The 21,878-nt window shown below is 37.7% G+C and carries 12 protein-coding genes; 9 read left to right on the top strand and 3 right to left on the bottom strand.

The genetic code is table 11. The features are described from left to right. Nucleotides 1-205: 205 nt before the first annotated feature. The 3 genes from RAH34_RS05305 to RAH34_RS05315 all read right to left on the bottom strand — a co-directional run bounded on the left by RAH34_RS05305 (nucleotide 206) and on the right by RAH34_RS05315 (nucleotide 6,579). Complete coding sequence (locus tag RAH34_RS05305; RefSeq protein ID WP_114822206.1) at nucleotides 206-2,032, bottom strand: alkaline phosphatase; 1,827 nt, start codon at nucleotides 2,030-2,032, stop codon at nucleotides 206-208. Nucleotides 2,033-2,155: 123 nt separating this feature from the next. Continuing rightward, entirely contained in the window at nucleotides 2,156-3,664 is a 1,509-nt protein-coding gene (locus RAH34_RS05310) for a RagB/SusD family nutrient uptake outer membrane protein (protein WP_306595396.1), read from the bottom strand. Between the two features lie 26 nt (nucleotides 3,665-3,690). Continuing rightward, on the bottom strand, nucleotides 3,691-6,579 hold the full coding sequence (locus tag RAH34_RS05315) for a TonB-dependent receptor (RefSeq protein WP_306595397.1): 2,889 nt from the start codon (nucleotides 6,577-6,579) through the stop codon (nucleotides 3,691-3,693). Nucleotides 6,580-6,976: 397 nt separating this feature from the next. On the opposite strand from RAH34_RS05315, the gene RAH34_RS05320 reads away from it, so the two are divergent. The 9 genes from RAH34_RS05320 (at nucleotide 6,977) to RAH34_RS05360 (ending at nucleotide 21,876) form a co-directional block, all read left to right on the top strand. After that, nucleotides 6,977-7,771: an SDR family oxidoreductase gene (locus RAH34_RS05320; protein ID WP_114822253.1), complete on the top strand. Its 795-nt coding sequence runs from the start codon at nucleotides 6,977-6,979 to the stop codon at nucleotides 7,769-7,771. A 122-nt stretch (nucleotides 7,772-7,893) separates the two neighbouring features. Continuing rightward, on the top strand, nucleotides 7,894-9,498 hold the full coding sequence (locus RAH34_RS05325) for an autotransporter assembly complex family protein (RefSeq protein WP_306595398.1): 1,605 nt from the start codon (nucleotides 7,894-7,896) through the stop codon (nucleotides 9,496-9,498). Between the two features lie 319 nt (nucleotides 9,499-9,817). Beyond that, entirely contained in the window at nucleotides 9,818-12,958 is a 3,141-nt protein-coding gene (locus tag RAH34_RS05330) for a SusC/RagA family TonB-linked outer membrane protein (protein WP_306595399.1), read from the top strand. A gap of 20 nt (nucleotides 12,959-12,978) precedes the next feature. Further along, on the top strand, nucleotides 12,979-14,499 hold the full coding sequence (locus RAH34_RS05335) for a SusD/RagB family nutrient-binding outer membrane lipoprotein (RefSeq protein WP_306595400.1): 1,521 nt from the start codon (nucleotides 12,979-12,981) through the stop codon (nucleotides 14,497-14,499). 82 nt (nucleotides 14,500-14,581) lie between these two features. Then, nucleotides 14,582-16,927, top strand: coding sequence for a phosphocholine-specific phospholipase C (locus tag RAH34_RS05340; protein WP_306595401.1), 2,346 nt, complete (start codon nucleotides 14,582-14,584; stop codon nucleotides 16,925-16,927). A gap of 188 nt (nucleotides 16,928-17,115) precedes the next feature. Continuing rightward, nucleotides 17,116-17,694, top strand: coding sequence for a hypothetical protein (locus RAH34_RS05345; RefSeq protein WP_114822199.1), 579 nt, complete (start codon nucleotides 17,116-17,118; stop codon nucleotides 17,692-17,694). Nucleotides 17,695-17,799: 105 nt separating this feature from the next. Further along, on the top strand, nucleotides 17,800-18,600 hold the full coding sequence (locus tag RAH34_RS05350; RefSeq protein WP_306595402.1) for a WxL protein host-binding domain-containing protein: 801 nt from the start codon (nucleotides 17,800-17,802) through the stop codon (nucleotides 18,598-18,600). Next, the gene (locus RAH34_RS05355; RefSeq protein WP_306595403.1) at nucleotides 18,593-21,346 is read left to right on the top strand and encodes a hypothetical protein; all 2,754 of its coding nucleotides are present in this window, start codon (nucleotides 18,593-18,595) and stop codon (nucleotides 21,344-21,346) included. The genes RAH34_RS05350 and RAH34_RS05355 overlap by 8 nt, the downstream gene beginning before the upstream one ends. Beyond that, nucleotides 21,343-21,876 carry a hypothetical protein gene (locus RAH34_RS05360; RefSeq protein WP_306595404.1) on the top strand — a complete coding sequence of 178 codons (534 nt, stop codon included), beginning with the start codon at nucleotides 21,343-21,345 and terminating at the stop codon, nucleotides 21,874-21,876. Before RAH34_RS05355 ends, RAH34_RS05360 begins: the two co-directional genes overlap by 4 nt. The last annotated feature ends 2 nt before the right edge of the window (nucleotides 21,877-21,878 follow it).

Here is a 21,878-nt window from a genome sequence, read left to right on the forward strand (position 1 = left end):
TACTCAAAGGCTGTCTCTCTTGTTGAGGCAGCCTTTTTGCGTTTTGTTCTGCTTTTATCTCTCGCAGATTTTGCAGATAACGCAGATTAACTCAAACATCTGCTTAATCTGTAGAATCTGCGGGAGCCTTAAATTAATTCATAAAAAAAGACTGCTTCAAAAATGAAACAATCTCTCTTTATAAAAGTAAAAGTATAAATAAAAGCTATTTCTTAATTCCGTAAGCGGCCAGTATTTTGTTGAAGATCTCAGTGTTTTCGAACAATCCTGTGAATTCTTTTGAATGAGGTCCGTAAGCAAAAACACTTGACGGAATAGAGGTATGATCATTCGTACTGAAGTTTCCGAATACCCAGCCATCTTTCAGACTACCGTCCAAAAGAGTTAAACCTCCGGTTTCATGGTCTCCCACTACAATCACTAAGGTTTCTTTATTTTCGTCAGCAAATTTCATAGCCTTCCCTACCACATGATCAAAATCCAGTAATTCTGTAACCAGCTGCTCTATATTATTGCTATGACCTCCGCCATCCGTTTGGGAAGCTTCAATCATCATGAAGAATCCCTGTTTATTATTTTTTAAATCATTTAATGTAAGATCAAAGGCATCTGCCAGCCAGTTCCCTCTGCCATTGGTGATTCTTTGCGAAGCCAGAGGATCAATGACCAGAGTACGGTTATTGATTTTCGTTACTGATTTCAAATCCTGATAGAGATCGATTCCGGCATCTTTAAATTTCTGTATATTTTCCTGAGACAATCCGCTTGTAGGACCGCCGATCAGTATTTTTGTTTTCGAAGCGGCAAAATTTTTTAAAATAGGCTCTGAACTGTTTCTGTTATCCGAATGTGCATAGAAATCTGCAGGAGTAGCATCTGTAACATCTCCTGTGGAAATCAACCCGGAAGTCATTCCTTTTTCAGCAATAATATCAGGAATTTGTGCCAGTGCTTTTCCCATATGGTCTACTCCTACAAAAGTATTTTTAGTTTTCACACCGGTTGCAAATGCTGTAGAGCCAGGTGCAGAATCTGTAATGTAGGCGTTGGAAGAATTGGTCTTGGAAAGCCCTGTGGATTTTATGTTGAAAACATTCAGTTTTCCTTTGTTCGCTGTAAAGGCAGCATAATATTGTGGTAAAGAAGTTCCATCCGGAATAAGAAGGATGACATTCTTTACCTTTTTCTCGATACCGTCTGACTGATAAGTCGGAGTATAAGTGGCATATTCCTTTGTATTCTTATAAAAGTTTTTCGGAATCGTGTTCATGAATTTTTTAAGATCCGGAATATGATCCGTATTGATATAATCTACACCTGAATCCATCAGATTTACCCAGGCATTCGGGAAATCCGGAGCTCCATAAAAACGAACAGGCTTCTGCTGAGCATGTGCTTTGTCTACAGCAGTTTTGATTTTTTGTGTTTCTTCATCTCTTGGAATTCCTTTTCCATTCCATTTTACCAGTCCGGGAAGATCTGCACTGAACATTCCTACTCTTTTCAGTTGATCTGCAGAATAGGTTTTATCAAGATCTCCATCAAAATAAAGATAATTCGGATAATTTTTAAAATCTGCAGGCTGAGGTCTTCCTCCGGTAATGACAATTTTAATTCCGGAATTTCCGGTAATCTCCGGATATTTTTCCAGCGTGCTCACCAAAGCTGCCAGTGAAGTTTTATAATCCTGTTTTATATCAATCAGTAATTGAAGTTTCTTACCTGCATCAGGATAAATATTCCCTTTGTTCAGTTTAATCTGTTTAGAAATATTATCGAGATAAAGGTTTTCCAATGTTCTGTCTGCAGAAAGTTCCTTTTCGGTATGCGCTACCCAAAGTTTTCCTTTTACCAGAAAAACATCTGCCTCAATGGAGCCGAAGTTAGCATAATAAGCCTGCCAGAAAGGGATCTCCTGCATATAATCATTATGTGAATGTGCATTCCCTACATTATAATTTAGGTAATTCTGTGCCTGATTTTCAGAAAAAACAGCAAGGGCCAATACAACCCATATTTTTGATAGTTTCATTCGTATATCGTTATTATTTTAGAGGTCAGATGAAACGACCTATCTCCATAACTTTGAAAAAACTATATCACCACAGAAGGTTCTGTAATGATATAGTGACTTATATATAAAAAGATTAAAATTTTACCAGCCCTCATTTTGTTTAATGATCCCGTGACTGTTTACGATTTCAGCCTGTGGAACTGCCCAAACATTATGTACAGCCGGATTAAAGTTTCTTGCTGCCCAGACTACCTGTCCATTGATACCGTGCAGAGGCTTCGCATACGCTGCCTGCGCATCTCCCCAACGTACAAGGTCTCTGTGTCTATCTGCCCATTCACCCGCCAGTTCGCAACGTCTTTCATGTTTCAGATCGGCCAGTGTACATCCGTTTTTCGCAGGTAAGCCTGCACGTACTCTGATCATATTAATTTCCTGATCTGCAGATTTCCCTTGCATCAATGAAGCTTCTGCTTTGATCAGAATGACCTCAGCATAACGCATAATCGGAACGGCAAGGTCTGTACATGGATAATCTCCGTTGGCACTCACGTGACCACTTTTCAGCTCATATTTGAAGGCATCCATATATTTATTGAACTGATATCCGGTAAGGGAATTGGTAGAAGCGTATGTTCTTTCTTTTCCGTTAAAGGTAAATTTGTCTCCTATTTTAAGAATGGTAGCACTTCTTCTAAGATCTCCGGTTTCATATTCATCAAACAATTCCTTAGTCGGTTGGAAATATCCCCATCCGTTATATTCTCCCCATCCTTTGTTTTCAAGCATTACCCCCGGAAGAATACTTCCCCAGGCGGTAAACTTCGGAGTTCCGGGGATTGACCAGATGTATTCTGAGCTGTAGTTATTTTCAGCTTTAAAAACATCTGCAAAATTACCTAATAAGGCTCTGTTTCCTTTGGTCATTACTTCATTAGCCCAGAATTCTGCATTCTTCCAGTCTTTCATAAACAGATATACTTTTGCTAACAATGCCCAAGCTGCGGCTTTATGAGGTCTTCCGTAATCCTTTGCAGGAAGTTCTGCCTGTGTAGGTAATAATTCTGCTGCTCTTTTCAGGTCGTTCACAATGTAAGTATAGTTTTCCATGACGTTAGCCGCTCTTGGAATCGGGTTGGGATCCGGATCTTTTGAACGGTCGATAATCGGAACTCCTGCTTTTTCATTTCCGTAAGAATAAGCCAGCTCAAAATACATTCTGCTGCTCATGAACAGAGCTTCTCCAAGATATTTATTTTTTGTTGCCTGAGAGGTTTGAATATTATCAACGTTACGGATCACACGGTTGGCAACTCCAATCACATTATATCTTTTGTTCCATTGGGTTTCAAGATCACCGGCTGCGATATAATTGCTGCTGAAGTTTTTAGCATTATCTGCCTCACTTTTTGCTCTTCCGGTTACCATATCATCACTGGCATTGATAAACCAGAACAGCCCTCTTCCATAAAATTCGCCATCGAATAAAGGCTTATACATAGCGTTTGCTCCGGTAATTAAATCGTTTTCCGTTTTCCAGAAACTGGCTTCCGTAGGAGTTCCTTCCGGCTGAATATCCAATTCTCCCGTACATGACAGAAGCATCACTGATATTCCTGATACTAACAATATTTTATTGAAAAATTTCATTTCTTTTACTTTTTGTTGGTTAAAAACTATAATCCGACCTCTATTCCAAAGATGAATGAGCGTGCCTGAGGATATCTTCCGGTATCAACTCCATAAGAGTTCATCCCTACTTCAGGATCAAATCCTGTATATTTCGTTATGGTAAACAGGTTGTTGGAAGTCATATAAATTCTCACTTTGTTCACATCCAGTTTTCGGTACAATTCTTTTGGTAATGAATACCCAATGGTAAGGTTCTTCAGTCTTAAGTAAGATCCGTCTTCCACATAGAAATCTGATACTTTGGAGTAATTACCGCTTGGGTCACCGTGCACCAGCCTTGGAATATCGGTATTGGTATTCTGAGGTGTCCATGCATTCAGGATGTCTTTATCCATATTATAATTCTGTCCTGTTCCACCCGGGTTTAAAGAAATGAACTTCATCCCGTTGAATATTTTATTTCCGTAAACGCCCTGGAAGAATAAATTCAGATCAAAGTTTTTCCAGGTCATGTTATAAGAGAATCCGTAAGAAAACTTAGGATATGGACTTCCAAGATTGACGAAGTCATTATTATTAAGCACTCCTGTATTTCCTTCTTTCTTCAGGAATTTAATATCTCCCGGCTTAGCATTCGGCTGGATAAGATTTCCGTTGGCATCTTTATAATTGTTGATTTCTTCCTGAGTCTGGAAAATTCCTCCGGTCTTATACCCATAAAAAGAATACAGAGGATCTCCCACTTTCACACGCGTTGGCTTCAATACACCTCTTACTCCATTATCATTGATAAAGATCTCATCCACAGTAGCAAGCTGCTTCACCGTATTCTTTAGTTGACTCATTGTCGCTCCCACTGAGAACGTAAAATCATCTGAAATCACTTTGTTATAATTGATTCCCAATTCGTATCCTTTATCCTGGAATAATCCCGCATTCACATACTGATTATTATACGTTGCTGTACTTGGCAAGCTTACATTGAAGATCTGATCTTTGGAATTCTTTACGAAATAATCAAACTGTAAGGAAAGGCTATTGTGAAGGAATGAAGCGTCTACCCCGAAGTTGGTCTGCTCAGATTTTCCCCATTTCAGATCCGGATTCGGACGTGTGGTTGCATAATACGCAATGTTCTGAGAAGGATCCTGACCGAAAATGACATTATTATCTCTGGTCATCAATGGATTGACAGCCTGGTAGGAGACTCCACCAAGATTTCCTAAAATTCCATAGCTTCCTCTCAATTTCAGAGTGGAAAGCCATGAAATATTTTTCAGAAAATTTTCTTTAGAGACCATCCATCCTCCTGAAATTGAGTAATAATCCGAAAAGTGTTTTTCTTTAGAAACCAAAGAAGTTCCGTCTCTTCTTCCCAGCAAACTAATCATATATTTTCCGGCATAGTCATAGTTTACCCTTGCCAGATAAGAAGTTAAAGCACTTCTGTATTTATAACTGTCAGCTTCTTTATTAGTATCTGCCGCATTCTGAAGATATCTGAAAGCTTCCGCCTCACTTCTGAAATCAAAAGTTTTTGCACGGAATCCTTCTTCAGTTGTCTGCTGGAATGTTAAACCTGCAAGGAAGTCAAAATTATGTTTTCCTGCAGCTAATTTATACGTAAGAAGCTGCTCAGCAAGAGAGGTAGATACATTATTGGATTGATATTCCAGACTATTGGTATCAAAAATCTTTCCTACTTCCAATACTCTGGAATTAAACTCCTTTACATTTCCCAGTTTAAATGTCTGAGCAAAGTTAGAACGGAATTTTAAATCTTTTGCCAGTGTAATTTCAGCATAAGGGTTGATTAAAATTTCGTGGGTAGGATTTCTGATACTGATTCTTTTAAGATAGGCAACAGGATTGATCATATCTCCGTAACCACCTGCCACATCAATAGGCAATCCTGAGAAAGCACCGCTGGGTGTATATACCGGAACATTGGGCGGATAGTACATAGCAGCAACCAGGGCTCCTGTGTATCCACTTTTGGTATCTGCTGTGTTTCCGTCAGAGTAATTATAGTACATATTTTCTCCGATCGTTAACCAGTCTTTTACTTTATGCTCTGAATTAACTCTGAAATTGTATCGTTTTGCCTGAGTATTCAATAAAATCCCTTCCAGGTTTCTGTGGTTCATTCCCACAAAATATCTGGATTTATCACTTCCGCCGCTCAGATTTACATTGTATTCCTGAATAGTTCCTGTTCTGAAAATTTCTTTCATCCAGTCTGTTCTGGTAATTCTTCCGTCCGGATATTGATTAGGATTAAAAGCCATCGGTAAGCTTCCCAGTTTCCCGGCATTTTCATAGGCCTTGTACATCACGTCCTGGAATTCTGCTGCGTTCAGAGATTCTTTCAGTCTCCATGCCTGGTTTACTCCATATTTAACATCAAAATCTACCGTTAGATTTCCTTTTTTCCCTCTTTTAGTGGTAATAAGAATAACGCCTCCGGAAGATCTTGCTCCGTAAATAGCTGCGGAAGCATCTTTAAGCACAGAAATATCCTGAATATCGTTGGGATTAATAGAAGGGGTTCCGTTGAAAACCACTCCATCTACTACATACAAAGGAGTTTCACCATTGATCCCTCCCAACCCACGAATATTTACCTTAGGTGCTCCGTTAGGATCTCCACCCTCGTTCACTACAGTTACTCCGGGAGCTTTACCCTGAAGAACTTCTCCTACTCCGGACAAAGATCTGGAAGTAAGTTTATCCAGCGAAGCCTCCGAAACAGCGCCGGAAACTTTACTTTTTTTCTGTGTTCCGTATCCAACAACGACAATCTCGTCGATGGATTTTTCTTTTAAGCTGTCTTTTTTCTGAGCGAGGAACATCGGTGAAGCTGATATTGCACCAATAAGTAATACCCTTCCCGTTAAATACGTTACGGATACAGGGATTTTAAATACATTCATGATCTCCTTTTTGATTAGGTGCAAAATTAGACCAGCCTGCTCCCACACCTCATTAAGGTTTTCTTATGTTTTTATTAAGAAATTTTAGCTTTTTCAAGATACTACCTACCACAAAACAAAATCAAACAACTGTATATCAACAATATATGTAATTAAAAGTAATCATTCCTCAAATAATCCATGCATGATTGAGATTAAGTTTGTCTTAAGTTTATCATCAAATAGGGACAATAGGTGAAGAAATCATTAAAAATTATTTCAGGAATAATAAATAACTGAGTTCATTTTTCTTTTTTTACATTTGCTGAAAATAGATTTTACTTTTGAACACAGACCTTTAAAAACGTCACATTGCTATCGAAAGAAAAATAAAAATATTAAAAATCATACGAATTCAATGACCATCATTATAACAGGAACCTCATCAGGAATCGGGTTTGCATTAGCCGAATATTTTGGTAAAAAAGGACATAAAGTATACGGATTAAGCAGAAAGCATACAGAAAGCCAATACTTCAGATCTATACCCACTGATGTGACAGACAACACTGCAGTTCAAGATGCTGTAGCTGAGGTTTTAAAAACAGAAACTAAAATTGATGTTCTGATCAATAATGCTGGAATGGGAATGGTGGGTGCCGTAGAAGATTCTACCAAAGAAGATATTCTGAAGCTTTTCAGCCTGAATCTTGCCGGACCTGTACAGATGATGAGTGCCGTTCTTCCGAACATGCGTGAGCACAAATTTGGAAAAATAATCAATGTTTCCAGTATCGGAAGTGAAATGGGACTTCCTTTCCGCGGATTTTATTCGGCATCAAAATCTGCTTTGGATAAAGTAACCGAAGCGATGAGGTATGAAGTTTACCCATGGAATATTGATGTATGTTCTCTGCATCTGGGAGATATTAAAACCAATATTGCAGACAACAGAGTGATTGCACAGGTTTCCCAGCCTTACAAAAATGTTTTTGATAAAGTGTATGCGCTGATGAATTCTCACGTAAATGACGGAACAGAGCCTTTGGAAGTCGCCGAATACATTGAAAAACTTTTAGCAAAAAATAAATGGAAAGCTCATTATTATTTTGGTAAATTCGGGCAGAAAATTGGAGTTCCTTTGAAATGGATTCTTCCGCAGGGAACTTATGAGAATTTGATGAAGAAGTATAATAAACTGGATAAAAATTAGTTGATTGATAAGGCGCATTGTCATTCTGAACACCGACTAAAAGTCTGCGAACGTAGTTCAGAAATGCAGTGAAGAATCTTTTATATTTTATAGAGATTCCTGTTCATATTCATAAGAATAAATTGAAATTACTTTTAAAAATATTTTTTGTACTGTTCTGCGTTTTTACACAAGCGCAGAAGAAGCAGTATTGGCTGATTGATACGGAAACCAAAGTCCGAAAAAAAGTAAAAGATTCTACTTCTGCTGTAAAATTTCTGGATTCCTTAGCTCAAAGTAATTATTTCTTCACCCAGCTGAAAGACGTTAAAATAAAAGGGGACAGCACGGAAATTTTCTACGATAAAGGAAAAAATTTCAATGAAACTTATGTTAACCTTACGGATTCTCTTGTTCAAAAACTAAAAATTCAGAAGGATTTTTTTACTAAAAACTTAGATTCCACCAAGAAAAGTATCAACAAAACTTATATTGATGAAGGGTATTCTTTCAGCAGAATCAAATCTAAATACAAAGGACAGAAAAACGGCTATCCGATTGTAGAACTTGACATCAATAAGAATGATAAAAGAACGATCAATGGGTTTGTGGTAAAAGGATATGAAAAAGTTCCTAAAAGATTTATCAAAAACCTGGAAAAAGAGTTTAAAGGTAAAAACTATGATGACAAAAACCTGTTAGCCATCAACAAAACGTTTCAAAGTCATCCTTTTCTGACCCTCGAACGGCAGCCGCAAACTTTATTCACAAAAGATTCCACCAGCATTTATCTGTTTCTGGAAAAGAAAAAGACGAATACCTTTGATGGAGTGATTGGTTTTGGAAATGACAAAAGCTCAAAGTTTACGTTAAACGGAACCATGAATGTCAACTTCAGGAATATGTTCAATGGTTTTGAAACCGTCAATTTATACTGGCAGAGAAACCCGGACAAAGGGCAGAATTTCGATCTTAGAGTGGATATTCCATACCTTTTCAAATCGAATGTCGGGATGGATACGAAAGTAAATATCTACAGACAAGACTCAACATTTGCCAACGTGAAATTCCTTCCTGCTTTCTATTACCATATCAATAACAGGAATAAAATCGGTCTAAGGGCAACTTTGGAAACCTCTACTATTATTGATACCTTATACGTTCAGGGAAAAGATTACAACAAAAAAGGGATCGGGATATGGTATGAAATGACAGAACCCACTGATATTGACCTTTTCCTTTACAAAACAAGGATCAATGCCGGATATGATTTCTTAACAACTACTTATTCCAAAGATAATATAAAAGCCAATCAAAACCAGTTTTATTTCTTTGGAGAACACAATTACCACATTTCCGGAAACCATTTCCTGAACATCAAAGCAGAAGGTGCGATGATGGATTCTAAAATAGAGTTTTCTGCCAATGAATTATATCGTTTCGGAGGATGGAATTCTATGCGGGGATTCAATGAAAACTCCCTCGCCGCCGACTTTTATTATTATGGAAGTCTGGAATACCGGTATCTGATTGGTAACCAGGCCTTCTTTGACGTCTTTGGACAATACGGACAGCTTAATAATAAATCTTTAAATGTAAAACCCAAGCTCTACAGTGTCGGGCTCGGTTTCAATTTCTTCATCCCCATTGGTCTGATGAGCTTCCAGCTGTCTAATGGTAATGAGTTCGGAAATCCTTTTAAGTTTAATGATATTAAAATCCATTGGGGAATTCTGAGCAGGTTTTAGAAAGAAAAGAATGAAGCGCGAAGCTGAAGGCTGGAAGTTATCTGAGTCTTAGTTTCACAAACTGTTTCTTTCATAAGACGGAACTTCTCCTTCAAAAATTTATTACAGAGGACTTCAAGAAGTTGATACCCCACAGTAACTCCAGCATCCCTCCTTATATTAATATCTATATAATAAAGCAAAAGTCCCTATACAAAGGACATTTTTCATTTTACTTATTTATTAATTCTTATTGTTAAAAAATATTAAATCGTATTTTTATTTTAATACATCATTAAAGTACAGGTAACAGTGCACTGCTAAATTTGCCTTCAAAAAAATGAAGAAAACTCTAGCCACTTTTGCCGTTTTTTTACTTCCTCTTTACTTTTCTGCTCAGGAAATTAATATTTCAGGAAATGTAAAATCAGAAAACGGTTCTAGTGTTTCCGGTGTGAACATCACCGACAAAAACACAGGAAAGACTGCTACTACAGATGAAAATGGGAATTTCACCATTTCTGCAAACCCAAAAGACATTCTTGAATTTTTTGCTCCTGATTTTTCCGTTTATACCGTTGAGGTTTCTTCCAAAAAACAGTATTCCGTTGTCTTAAAAAAGCCAAACGAAAAGCAGATTGAAGGCGTTGTGATTACCGCATTAGGTATTGCCAAAAAGAAAGAAAAAATAGGATATTCTACTCAGGAAGTAGGAACAAAACAGTTTGAAACCATCACTACTCCAAGTATTGGAAATTTATTCTCCGGACAGGTAGCAGGATTGAACGTTTCCAATCCTACTGGAATGCAGCAGGCTCCACAGTTTACGCTGAGAGGAAACTCCAATCTGGTTTTTGTCATTGATGGTGTGATTGTAGAAAAAGAGGTTTTCCAGAATTTAGATCCTAATAATATTGAAAACATCAACGTCCTGAAAGGAGCTACCGCTTCTGCCCTATATGGTTCAAGAGGTCGTTACGGAGCTGTTTTAATCACCACAAAAAATGCCAAGAAGAAAGGATTCTCAGTAGAGTTTTCTCAGAATACCATGATTACAGCAGGGTTTACCAACCTTCCGAAAACCCAGACTGAATATGGAAACGGTTCACATGGAAAATACGAATTCTGGGACGGAGCTGATGGCGGAGTGAATGACGGAGATATGATCTGGGGACCAAAATTTGTTCCCGGATTACAGATTGCTCAATGGAACAGCCCTATCAGAGATAAAGTAACAGGACAGGTAGTTCCGTGGTATGGAGCAGTAACAGGAACTCAGTATGATGATAAATCAAGGTATGAAAGAGTTCCGATTGACTGGAAATACCATGATAACTTAAATACTTTTTTAAAACCTGCGGTTATCAACAATAATAACTTTGCGATCAGCTATAGAAATAACAAAGACGTATATAGATTCTCCGGGAATTTCATGAACTATGATGACAGAGTTCCCAACTCATATCTTCAGAAATACGGAATTAATTTCTCTTCTGAAAACCACCTTGGTGAGAAATTAATCTTTGATACAAAATTCAACTTCAACCAGGCCTTTACTCCTAATATTCCCAACTACGATTATAACCCAAGCGGACACATGTACACCATCCTGATCTGGATGGGAGGTGATGTAGACGGAAAAGCATTGAAAAATCATATGTGGATTCCCGGAAAAGAAGGAAGAGCACAGGCCAACTGGAACTATGCCTGGTACAACAATCCATGGTTCGGAGCGGAATATTACAAGAACCAGAACAGAACCGATATCATCAATGCCCAGACAGGCTTAGAGTATAAAGCTACACAGGATCTATCAGTAAAAGGGAAAATATCTCTTGTGGAAAACCATAGCAAAACGGAAATTCTGAGTCCTTATTCCTATTTCAATTATGATGCTCCAAGAAGTGGCGGTTATATTTTGAAAGATAACAAAACATGGAATCTCAACTATGATGTTCTGGCAACTTATAAGAAAAAAATATCTGAAAACTTCGATTTTACAATCAATGCGGGAGGTTCTGCTTTCTATTATAAAAACAACAACAATGAAAGGTCTACCGATGGATTAAAAATTCCTGAAGTGTACACTTTTGAAAACTCTATCGGAGCGCTTAAAAATTATACCTATCTGAAGGAAAAATTAATTTACAGTGCGTATTCAACCATTGATATCGGATTGTACAATGCATTCTTCATCAATGTTTCAGGACGTAATGACTGGTCTTCTACGCTACCTAAGGCCAACAGATCTTACTTCTACCCTTCTGCTTCCATCAGTGCAGTTATTTCCAACCTGGTAAAAATGCCGGAATCTATCAATATGTTGAAACTTTCTGCTTCATGGGCGAAAGTAGCGTATGACTTCCAGCCTTATTCTATCAGAAATTATTATCTGAACAATGAGGGAATCACATTCAACGGAAATCCTACGTATTATTATCCAACTACTCTGAATGTAGAAAATTCTTTGAAACCTGAGCAGACAAAATCTTATGAATTAGGATTAAGCGCAGGTTTTCTGAATAACAGAATTACTTTAGACGCTACTTATTTCAGAACATTAGATTATAATAATATCCTTCAGTTCCCTGCCGCAGAATCATCAGGTTTTACTTCACAATATGTAAACGGAAATGAGTATACCACCAAAGGTTTTGAAATTACCCTTGGTATGGTTCCGGTAAAAACAGCTGATTTTAGCTGGAAAACGTTGATTAACTGGAGTACTTACGAGCAAAAGCTGACTTCCATCTACGATAATATGCCGAACTACAAGAACATTCAGCTAGGGGAAAGAATGGACAGCTATTATGACTATACATGGCAAAAGTCTCCGGATGGAAAAGTAATTCTTGATGCGAATACAGGAATGCCGACAAGAGCCAATGCGCCAAGTAACTTAGGCCATTTCAATCCGGACTGGACTTTCGGTTTCAACAACACATTCAAATATAAAAAATTCACTTTAAACATTGGGATTGACGGAAGCATCGGTGGTGTAATGAGATCGCAGGTAGTGGAAAAAATGTGGTGGGGAGGAAAACATCCTAATTCTGTAGCCTACAGAGATCTTGAATATGCAAATCCGGGAACCTATTATTTTGTACCTGATGGGGTTAACTACAATCCGGCAACCGGAACCTATACTCCACACACCAAAGCAATCAGCTACCAGGACTGGGCACAGAACTATCCATACCGTGCGAGAGTAACACAGGATGAAAGTGAAGAGTTTGCTAACGTTTTCGACAGAACTTTCATTAAGCTGAGATCTGTAGTATTAGAATATGACTTCTCTTCGTTACTCAACCCAAGAGGAATGGTGAAAGGTTTCACCGCCAATATTTCGGCCTACAACCTGGCAATGTGGAAAAAATCAAAGAACCTTTATTCTGACCCGGATTTCCAGACAAAAACAGACAATGATATTCAGGATCCATCCAGCAGATGGTTTGGAATCGGTTTTAATCTTAAGTTTTAACTAAAAAGTACGTCAAGACAATGAAAAATACTATAAACAAAGTGACAGGGCAAAAAGGTAAAACAGCAAAATGGCTGATGAAATCTCTACTGGCAGCCGGAGTTCTGACATTAGCGTCATGTGAATCCAACCTTGATACCATCAATGAAAACCCTAATGACCAGGCCAGTATTGATCCCAAAAATCTATTGACTTACGTTGAAAAATATACTTTTCAGGTAAATGGAGATAATATGTATGCCTCCAGAATGATGATTGGTACTGATGGTGAAAATTCATACCAGTATATGAAATGGAATGATACTTCTTTTGAAGTCTATACCAAAGGTCTTCTGAACACTGGAAAAATGATGCAGGAAGCTGAAAAAAGAGGAAACAAAAATTATCTGGCTATCGGGAAGTTTTTGAGAGCCTATCATTTCTTCAATATCAGTTTAAAAGTCGGAAGCGCACCTTATTCTGAAGCAGCAAAGGGTGAATCTGGAATTACACAGCCTAAATATGATACACAGGAAGCCATCATGTCCGGAATTTTATCAGAATTAAAAGAAGCCAATGATCTTATTAATACCAGTGATAAAATTGAGGGTGATATTGTATACAACGGAGATGCTCTAAAGTGGAAAAAACTGATCAATTCATTCCGTCTTAAAATTCTGATCACTTTATCTAAAAAAACAACAGTAGGAAGTTATAATATCGCTACAGAATTTGCTTCTATTGCAGGAAGCCAGTCTCTCATGACCTCCATTGCAGATAATGGTGAACTTAAGTTTGCTGATGCAGCAGACAGCCGATACACCATGTTTAACAACAGTGGATATGGTTCGAGTTTGTACATGGCAGATTATTTTATTAATATGTTCAAAGACAGGCATGATCCACGTTTGTTCACGTTTGCAGCACAGACTACCGGAGCGAAAGAAGCAGGAAAAGCCATCACAGATTATACAGGATATAACGGTGGAAATCCAACTTCTCCGTATTCTGATAATGCAGCACTGATCACGGCAAAGAATATTTCCAAAGTAAACGATCGTTTTTATAAAGATCCTACCAATGAACCTGCTTCTGTATTAAGTTATTCAGAACTTGAATTTATTCTGGCTGAAGCTACGGCAAGAGGCTGGATTTCCGGATCTGCAAAAACACATTACGATAATGCGATCAAAGCAAGTTTCAATTTTTATCAGACCTATGTAAAAAATCCGGGACAATATTTCTCAGGATTTGATGTAAATCAATATCTGGCAACTCCTTTAGTCGTTTATAATAATGCTGACCCATTACAGACACAACTGGAAAAGATCATGACTCAAAAATACATGACGATGTTTCATCAGGCACAGTGGACTTCTTACTTTGATTATTTAAGAACAGGCTTTCCCAATTATCCTGTAAAAGCAGGAGTCACAGCTCCTTTCAGGTTCAGATATCCGCAGTCTGAGTATAATTACAACAGCAATAATTTAAAAGCTGCTTTAACGGCTCAGTACGGAGGAAATGATAATATCAACTCCAAACCTTGGTGGTTACAATAAAAATCTGATTAATTTTATATAAAACAAAGAAACCGCAGGAAAATCCTATTAACTTGCGGTTTCTTTCTTATTACGATTGAACATGAACAGAAGAGAATTTTTAGAGAAATCAAGTCTTTTATTAGCGGGATTAGGAACTTCAGGGGTTCTGCATCCTTCCATTTTAAAAGCTTTAGCCATTGATCCGGCTGCCCAGTCTACATTTTATGATGCAGAGCATGTTGTCATCCTGATGCAGGAAAACCGTTCCTTTGATCATGCTTTTGGTGCTCTCAAAGGAGTTAGAGGCTTTTTGGATAAAAGAGCTTTTGTAAAACAGGACGGCCATTCTGTTTTCTTTCAAAAAAATGACGAAGGAAAATATGCATCTCCTGCCCGTCTGGATTTAAGAAATACAAAATCGACCTGGATGAGCTCATTGCCTCACTCCTGGGCAGATCAGCAGAAAGCTTTGAACAAAGGAAAATTTGACCAATGGCTTCAGGCGAAAGCTTCGGGAAATAAAGATTATAAGAATATTCCACTAACCTTAGGATACTACAACCGTGAAGACCTTCCCTTTTATTATCAGCTGGCAGATGCCTTCACGATTTTCGATCAGTATTTCTGCTCATCGCTTACCGGAACTACTCCCAACAGATTGTTTCTTTGGTCCGGAACATTGAGAGAACAGCAAAACGGAAAAGTAAAGGCCAATGTTGTCAATGAAAATATTGATTATGACAAAGCAAGGCAGGCAAAATGGAAAAGTTTCCCGGAAATATTAGAACAGCAAAATGTTTCCTGGAGAATTTATCAGAATGAAATCAGTCTTCCAAAAGGAATGTCCGGCGAACAGGAAGCCTGGCTGAGTAATTTTACAGATAACCCGATTGAGTGGTTTTCAAGATTCAATGTTAAGTTTTCAAAAGGATATTATGAAAACATTCCCAATATCATCGCTTATCTGAAGAAGGAAATTGAAAAAAATCCTGATCAGAAAAAAAGACTGGAAGCCATGCTGGCGGAAGTTCAGGAAGATCAGGTGAAATACCATCCTGATAATTATTCCAAACTTTCAAAAGAAGAAAAAAATCTTCATGAGAAAGCCTTCACCACCAATTCCAAGGATCCGGATTACTGGAAACTGGAAATCGGAAAGGATGAAAACGGAGAGAGACTGGTTGTTCCGGAAGGAGACGTCCTGTTCCAGTTCCGTAAAGATGTGGAAGAGAAAAAACTTCCGTTGGTTTCGTGGCTGGTAGCTCCTGAACATTTCTCAGATCATCCGGGATCACCCTGGTATGGAGCATGGTATATTTCTGAAGTTCTGAATATTCTGACCAAAGACCCTGAAACCTGGAAGAAAACCATATTTATCATCAATTATGATGAGAATGACGGATATTTTGATCACGTACTGCCTTTTGCCCCACCAGTGAATCCAAGCCAGCCTGTAGATATGAACGGAAAAGAAGGGGTGGAATATGTAGATCAATCTCAGGAGTATATGAGCAATCCTTCTTTGAAAAGCTATGAAAAAGTAGAAGGAACTGTCGGATTGGGTTACAGAGTCCCTATGATCATCGCTTCTCCGTGGACGAAAGGAGGTTTCGTAAATTCTGAGGTATCGGATCACACGTCTGTCCTGCAGTTTCTGGAAAAATTTATTATGAAGAAATTCAAAAAGGATGTGCATGTGGAAAATATCAGTGACTGGAGAAGAGCGGTATGCGGAGATCTTACCTCTGCTTTCAATTCTTCCAGTATAAAAGCTCCACAGATGGATTATCTGAATCAAAAAGATTATGCTAAAACCATCAATGCAGCTAAAAATAAACCTGTTCCCAATCTGAAATGGTATTCCGAAAATGAACTTAAAGACAATTTGCTTGACATTCAGGAAAGAGGTCTAAAACCCTCCAACCCATTGCCTTATCATTTCCATGTAAACCTGGAAGGAGATCATATAAAAATGACTAATCTGAAAGAAAATGGAGTTCCTTTGCTTGTTTATGACAGAACTCAATTTGACAGCAATAATTATCATTTTTCATATGCTTTGTATTCCAAACAAAATTTATCCCATCCTGTACATTCCGGAGCCTATGATTATGAGATTTTTGGTCCCAATGGCTTTTTCAGGAAATTTCAGGGAAGTATTTCACCGGAAATAGAGATAATTTTAGAGAATATAACAGCAAAAAGTCAGGTTGAGCTGATTATCAGAAACCATAAAAAGAAAAATTTTTCCATCAATCTGGAAGATCTGTACACAAAAAATAAAAAAACAATTTCTGTACAAAAACCAGAAGAAAAAATAATGATCAATCTTGATCAATTTAAAGGTTGGTATGATTTGAAAATAACACTAAATGAGCATCTGTGGCACTTTGCAGGAAGAATAGAAACCGGAAAGGTCTCTGTTTCTGATCCGCACTGGGCATAAAAAATGTTGATCAATAGGGATAAAAGCCTGTACAAATTTGTACAGGCTTTTTTTGACTTATTCTGTTAAAGTATATTTAAAATATAATGCATTACATACAGTAAATAAATATTAATATAAAAATTATGATATATTTTTCTCAAACTATTCTGATTTTCATTATATTCACTTAACTAATTATCAGCATCATGAAAAAACTAAATTTGACTATTGCAGCGTCTTTATTTGCATTGACTCTATCCGGGAATTTGAGCGCACAAGACCTCGCTACAGATAACCACACGGTTACCATTTCTATTCCCGAAGTTGCACTGGTGGATATTGAACCAGCAGCAACCAAAAACATTACCCTTGGATTTACAGCTCCTACTGAAGCCGGAAATCCTATTCTTCCAGCTCCGGCCAACACTACTTTGTGGCTTAATTACTCTTCTATCAAATCTGTGGCAGATCCTACCCGTAACGTAAGCGTAAAAATGAACGCTATCATTCCTGGTGTGGATCTTCATGTAACGGCGGCAGCAGCCACCGGAGCAGGAGCAGGTACATTGGGAACTTCCGCAGGACTGCTTACATTAACTGGTACTGATCAGACAATTATTTCCGGTATTGGAAGTGCTTATACAGGAAATGGAGCTAATAACGGTCACAACCTTACCTATGCAATCGCTGCAGGAAGTGGTCCTGGAGGGGTAGCCGCGTACGCAGATTTACAGGCTACAGCTACTGTTGCTGCTACCGTTACGTATACGATATCAGACAATTAGAATTTAATTTAAATTCAATTTTGCGTTTCAAAAAACAAGAAGAAGTTGTTATTCAGTTTCTTCCTGGCTTTGTATTATTAATGATTTAACTCCAAACTTTACATCATGATAAAGCGTATCCTTCTTTTAATCATCCTGATTTTACAGTTCAGCTTTTTACATGCCGGTATTGTGATTCTCAACGGGCTTACGCATTCTTACAAAATAGAAAACGGAAAAGTATATAAGGGAAAAGTGGCTATTGAAAACACAGGAAGCAATCCTCAAAGTGTAAAAATATTTTTGCAGGATTATACCTATCATGCAGACGGAACCATCAATTATACAGCATTACGCACCAATAAACGCAGTAATGGAGAATGGATAAAGCTCAATACCAATCTTGTTACTCTTAAAGGTAAAGAAAAGACTGAAATATTTTATGAAATAACAGTTCCCAATCAGGCTATGGATCCGGGAAGTTATTGGAGTATAATCATTGTAGAGCCGGTAGAAGAAATAAAACCCAGCGACGGTAAACCTGGTGTGAGCATCACTTCTGTTATTCGATATGCCATTCAGGTCATTACAGATTTTGAAACAGAAAAGGCCAAACCGGACCTTAAGTTTGAAAGTGTAAAAGTAGAAAAACAGGAAGGAATACAAACAGCAAAAGTAGCTATAGCGAATAATGGCAATCTTTACTGTAAACCGACTGCTTCCATAGAAATCTATAACCGCAAAACGGGTGAAAAGGTGGGAACTTACGCAAGTTTAACGATGGGATTGCTGCCCAACACGTCCAAAACGTTTTACATTGATATCAGTAAAGTACCCCCCGATAAATACAAAGCAACTATCATAGCTACCGATGAAGAAGAGAATGCTTTTGCACTCAATGTGGAATTAGAAGTAAAAAATGAGTAGAACTTGGACTTTATTTATTATCATATCACTATTCCCGGTATTTATTTTTTCTCAAGAGCAATCCGATAGATTGATCAGTAAAAAAGATAGTTTAATGCCGGGAATGTCTACTTCTATTCCCTTCACCCTAGAAAACAATTCGGATGAGGCCAAGACCTATGATATCTCAGTTTCCACATCAAGTCCGTCTATCAATCCTATTTTGGCGAAAGGAGAATTTCAGATGCTCCCTCATGAAACATCAGTTTATCTCGTTCCTTTGCGTATCGGAACAGAAACAGGACAGGGTATTTATTCTGTTCTACTGAATATCACCGATCGGAATAACGGAACAGCTTTTACGAAAAACTCAAAAATAAAGATTTCCGGAAACAGAAATCTTTTGGTTACTGCGTTGAATACCCCTGAGTTTGTAAGAGCAGGGGAAACAATACGTGCTTCTTTTCTTTTAAAAAATAATGGGAATATCACTGAAAATATTCTCCTTGAAAGTAAAAATGCTGTTGTTGATCATGAGACGTCACTGATACTGGAACCTAATGAGTCTAAAATCATCAACATTCATAAAGTAACAAATGCTGAACTTGCTCAAAATGAATTTCAAAACCTAAACCTTTCGGTACACTCAAAGGGTAATCCCAAAGAAAATCAGGATGTCTATGCAAGTACACAGGTGATATCCGCAAAACCCTCTGAGAAAGATATTTATCACAGGCTTCCTGTTGCTTTCTCATTATCTTTTATCGGCATGCAGAATATGGGAGTGTATAATGATGGTTTTCAGGGAGAAATCTATGGTAAGGGAACACTGGACAAAGACAATAAGAATCAGATTGAGTTTAGGGCAGTTACTCACAATCCTGTAGAACTCAATACATTTACTCAGTATGAAGAATATTTTGTGAATTATAAACGGAACAATTTATCTATTCATCTGGGTGATAAAACCTACTCTTCTTCCTATCTTACAGAATTTGCACGATATGGCCGCGGGGCAGAAATCCGGTATGATTTTAATAAAGTGAGCTTTGGTGGATTTTATAATCATCCGAGGTTTTTCAAAGATATAAAAGATGAATTTAATTTTTATTCTGCGTTTAAAATCCGAAAAGAGTCCGAAATTTCTGTAGGATATCTCTACAAAACGCCAAGAAATGAAGAAATCAGATATAGTGAAGTAAGACTTGATTCTGATGCTCATCTTCCTTACGCTAAGGGAAAATTCAAGGTTTCAAACAATATAACTCTTTCCGGAGAACTGGCATACAGCACTACCCAAAAAACAGATGGAACAGCTTATTTATTACAGGCTGAGGCCGTTTTTAAAAAATTGAATGGAAATTTAATGTACATGAGAGCCAGCCCTGATTTCGCGGGATATTTCACCAATACAAATACTTTTAATGGTAATATTTCCTACAATCTCACAAAGAAAATAAGTGTCTTTGCCAATTATATGCAGGATGCCAAAAATTTCCAAAGAGATACACTGCTCCTGGCAGCACCCTATAGAAAATATTTTCAATATGGTGTACAGTACAAATATATACCGAGTGGTTTTATTATCCTGAGTAACGGGTATCAAACTTATAAAGACCGTTTGGAACCAAAACAGTTTGATTACTATGAACGCTACTTCAAAGTAAGTATTAATCAGCAGATAGGAATATTTCAGGTTAATCTGGATGGACAATTCGGTAAAACAGATAATTATCTGACAGGCTTTAACGGTAATTCAAGTTTTTACTCCGCCAATCTTTCATTTCAAAAATTCAGAACATCTTTTAACATCTTTGGAAGTTATGCCATCAGTTCAAGATATCAGCTTCAAAATCAGAAAAATCTTTATTATGGGGCCAGAATCCTCAGTCAGTTTTCTGATAAGACCAGCTTAAGTATCTTTTATCAGAACAATTATATGCCTGAGGAATATTTTAAAGACAGAAATCTGTTTGAGCTACTTTTTCATCAGCAATTATTTCCAGGGAATTATCTTGATCTTTCCGGAAGATACTCTCTGCAAAGAGGTGAAATTGGGGATAAAGATTTTATATTTTCCATGCGATACACATGGCGTCCAAACATTCCGGTACAGAAAACTGCAGAATATATTTCATTATCCGGAAATGTGAGCAACTTAGGCATAAAAAAAACAGAAGGAATAAGACTAATGCTTGGAAGTTACCTTTCCATTACGGATAAGGATGGAAATTATATGTTTAAAAACGTTATCCCAGGGAATTATTTTCTTGAAATAGACCGTTCCACGACAGAAATCAATGATATTTCAACCCAAACTTTTCCTGCTGCCTTATCACTCCTGAATAAGGAGAATACTTTTAATTTTGGATTAACTACAGCAGCAAATGTGCAGGGATACGTAAAATTCCTGGGAACCGGGGAAAAAGATCAACCGGAATTTGGACAATTACCCTCTGTAAAAGAAAAAAAGAAAAGAGAAAGTATTATTGTAGAAGCGAGCAACAATGATCAGACTTTCCGTAAGGTGTGCTATATAGGAGAAGATTTTGATTTCACCTATCTCCGCCCGGGAGAGTGGACTGTAAAAGTTTACCGTAACGGGCTGGATAAACGCTATAAGATCTCCACAGATAAATTTATTTTTACTTTACAGCCTTCAGAAACAAAGAAATTGAGCATCAATGTTGTTAAACAACAAATAGAAATCAAATATCAACAGGAATCCTTGAAAGTAGGATATAATGAAATAAAAAAGAAGAGATGATTGTGATCCGTTTCATATTGTTAATGGCGTTGTGCACTTTATCCGGTTCTGTTTATTCTCAGACCGCAAGTACAACTGTCAGTCTAACACTGCCCGTAGTAACTTTAATGGATGTAGAGCCAACAGGAAGTATAACTTTAAGTTTTACACGTCCTACTGAGGCTGGAAATGCCCTGGCAGCTCCCACTCCCAATACATCAAAGTGGATCAACTATACCTCTGCTATCGCTTCAGGGGGACTTACCAGAAGAATTACAGCGTCTGTAAATCAAATTATTGCTGGGGTCAATATAAGGCTGCAGGCAGCTGCAGCTTCCGGAGCAGGGGGCGGAACATTGGGAACATCGGCGGGGCAGGTAACGCTTACCACCACTCCCACCACAATTATTAGTGGCATTGGAGGAGCATATACCGGAAATGGAGCTAATAACGGCCATGCACTCACCATTTCACTTGCCACTGGTACTTATGCCAATTTACAGGCACAGACCAATACAGCTATCGTGATCACCTACACTATTACAGAATAAAA

The organism is Chryseobacterium sp. WLY505, from assembly GCF_030846215.1.
Classification (GTDB): domain Bacteria; phylum Bacteroidota; class Bacteroidia; order Flavobacteriales; family Weeksellaceae; genus Chryseobacterium.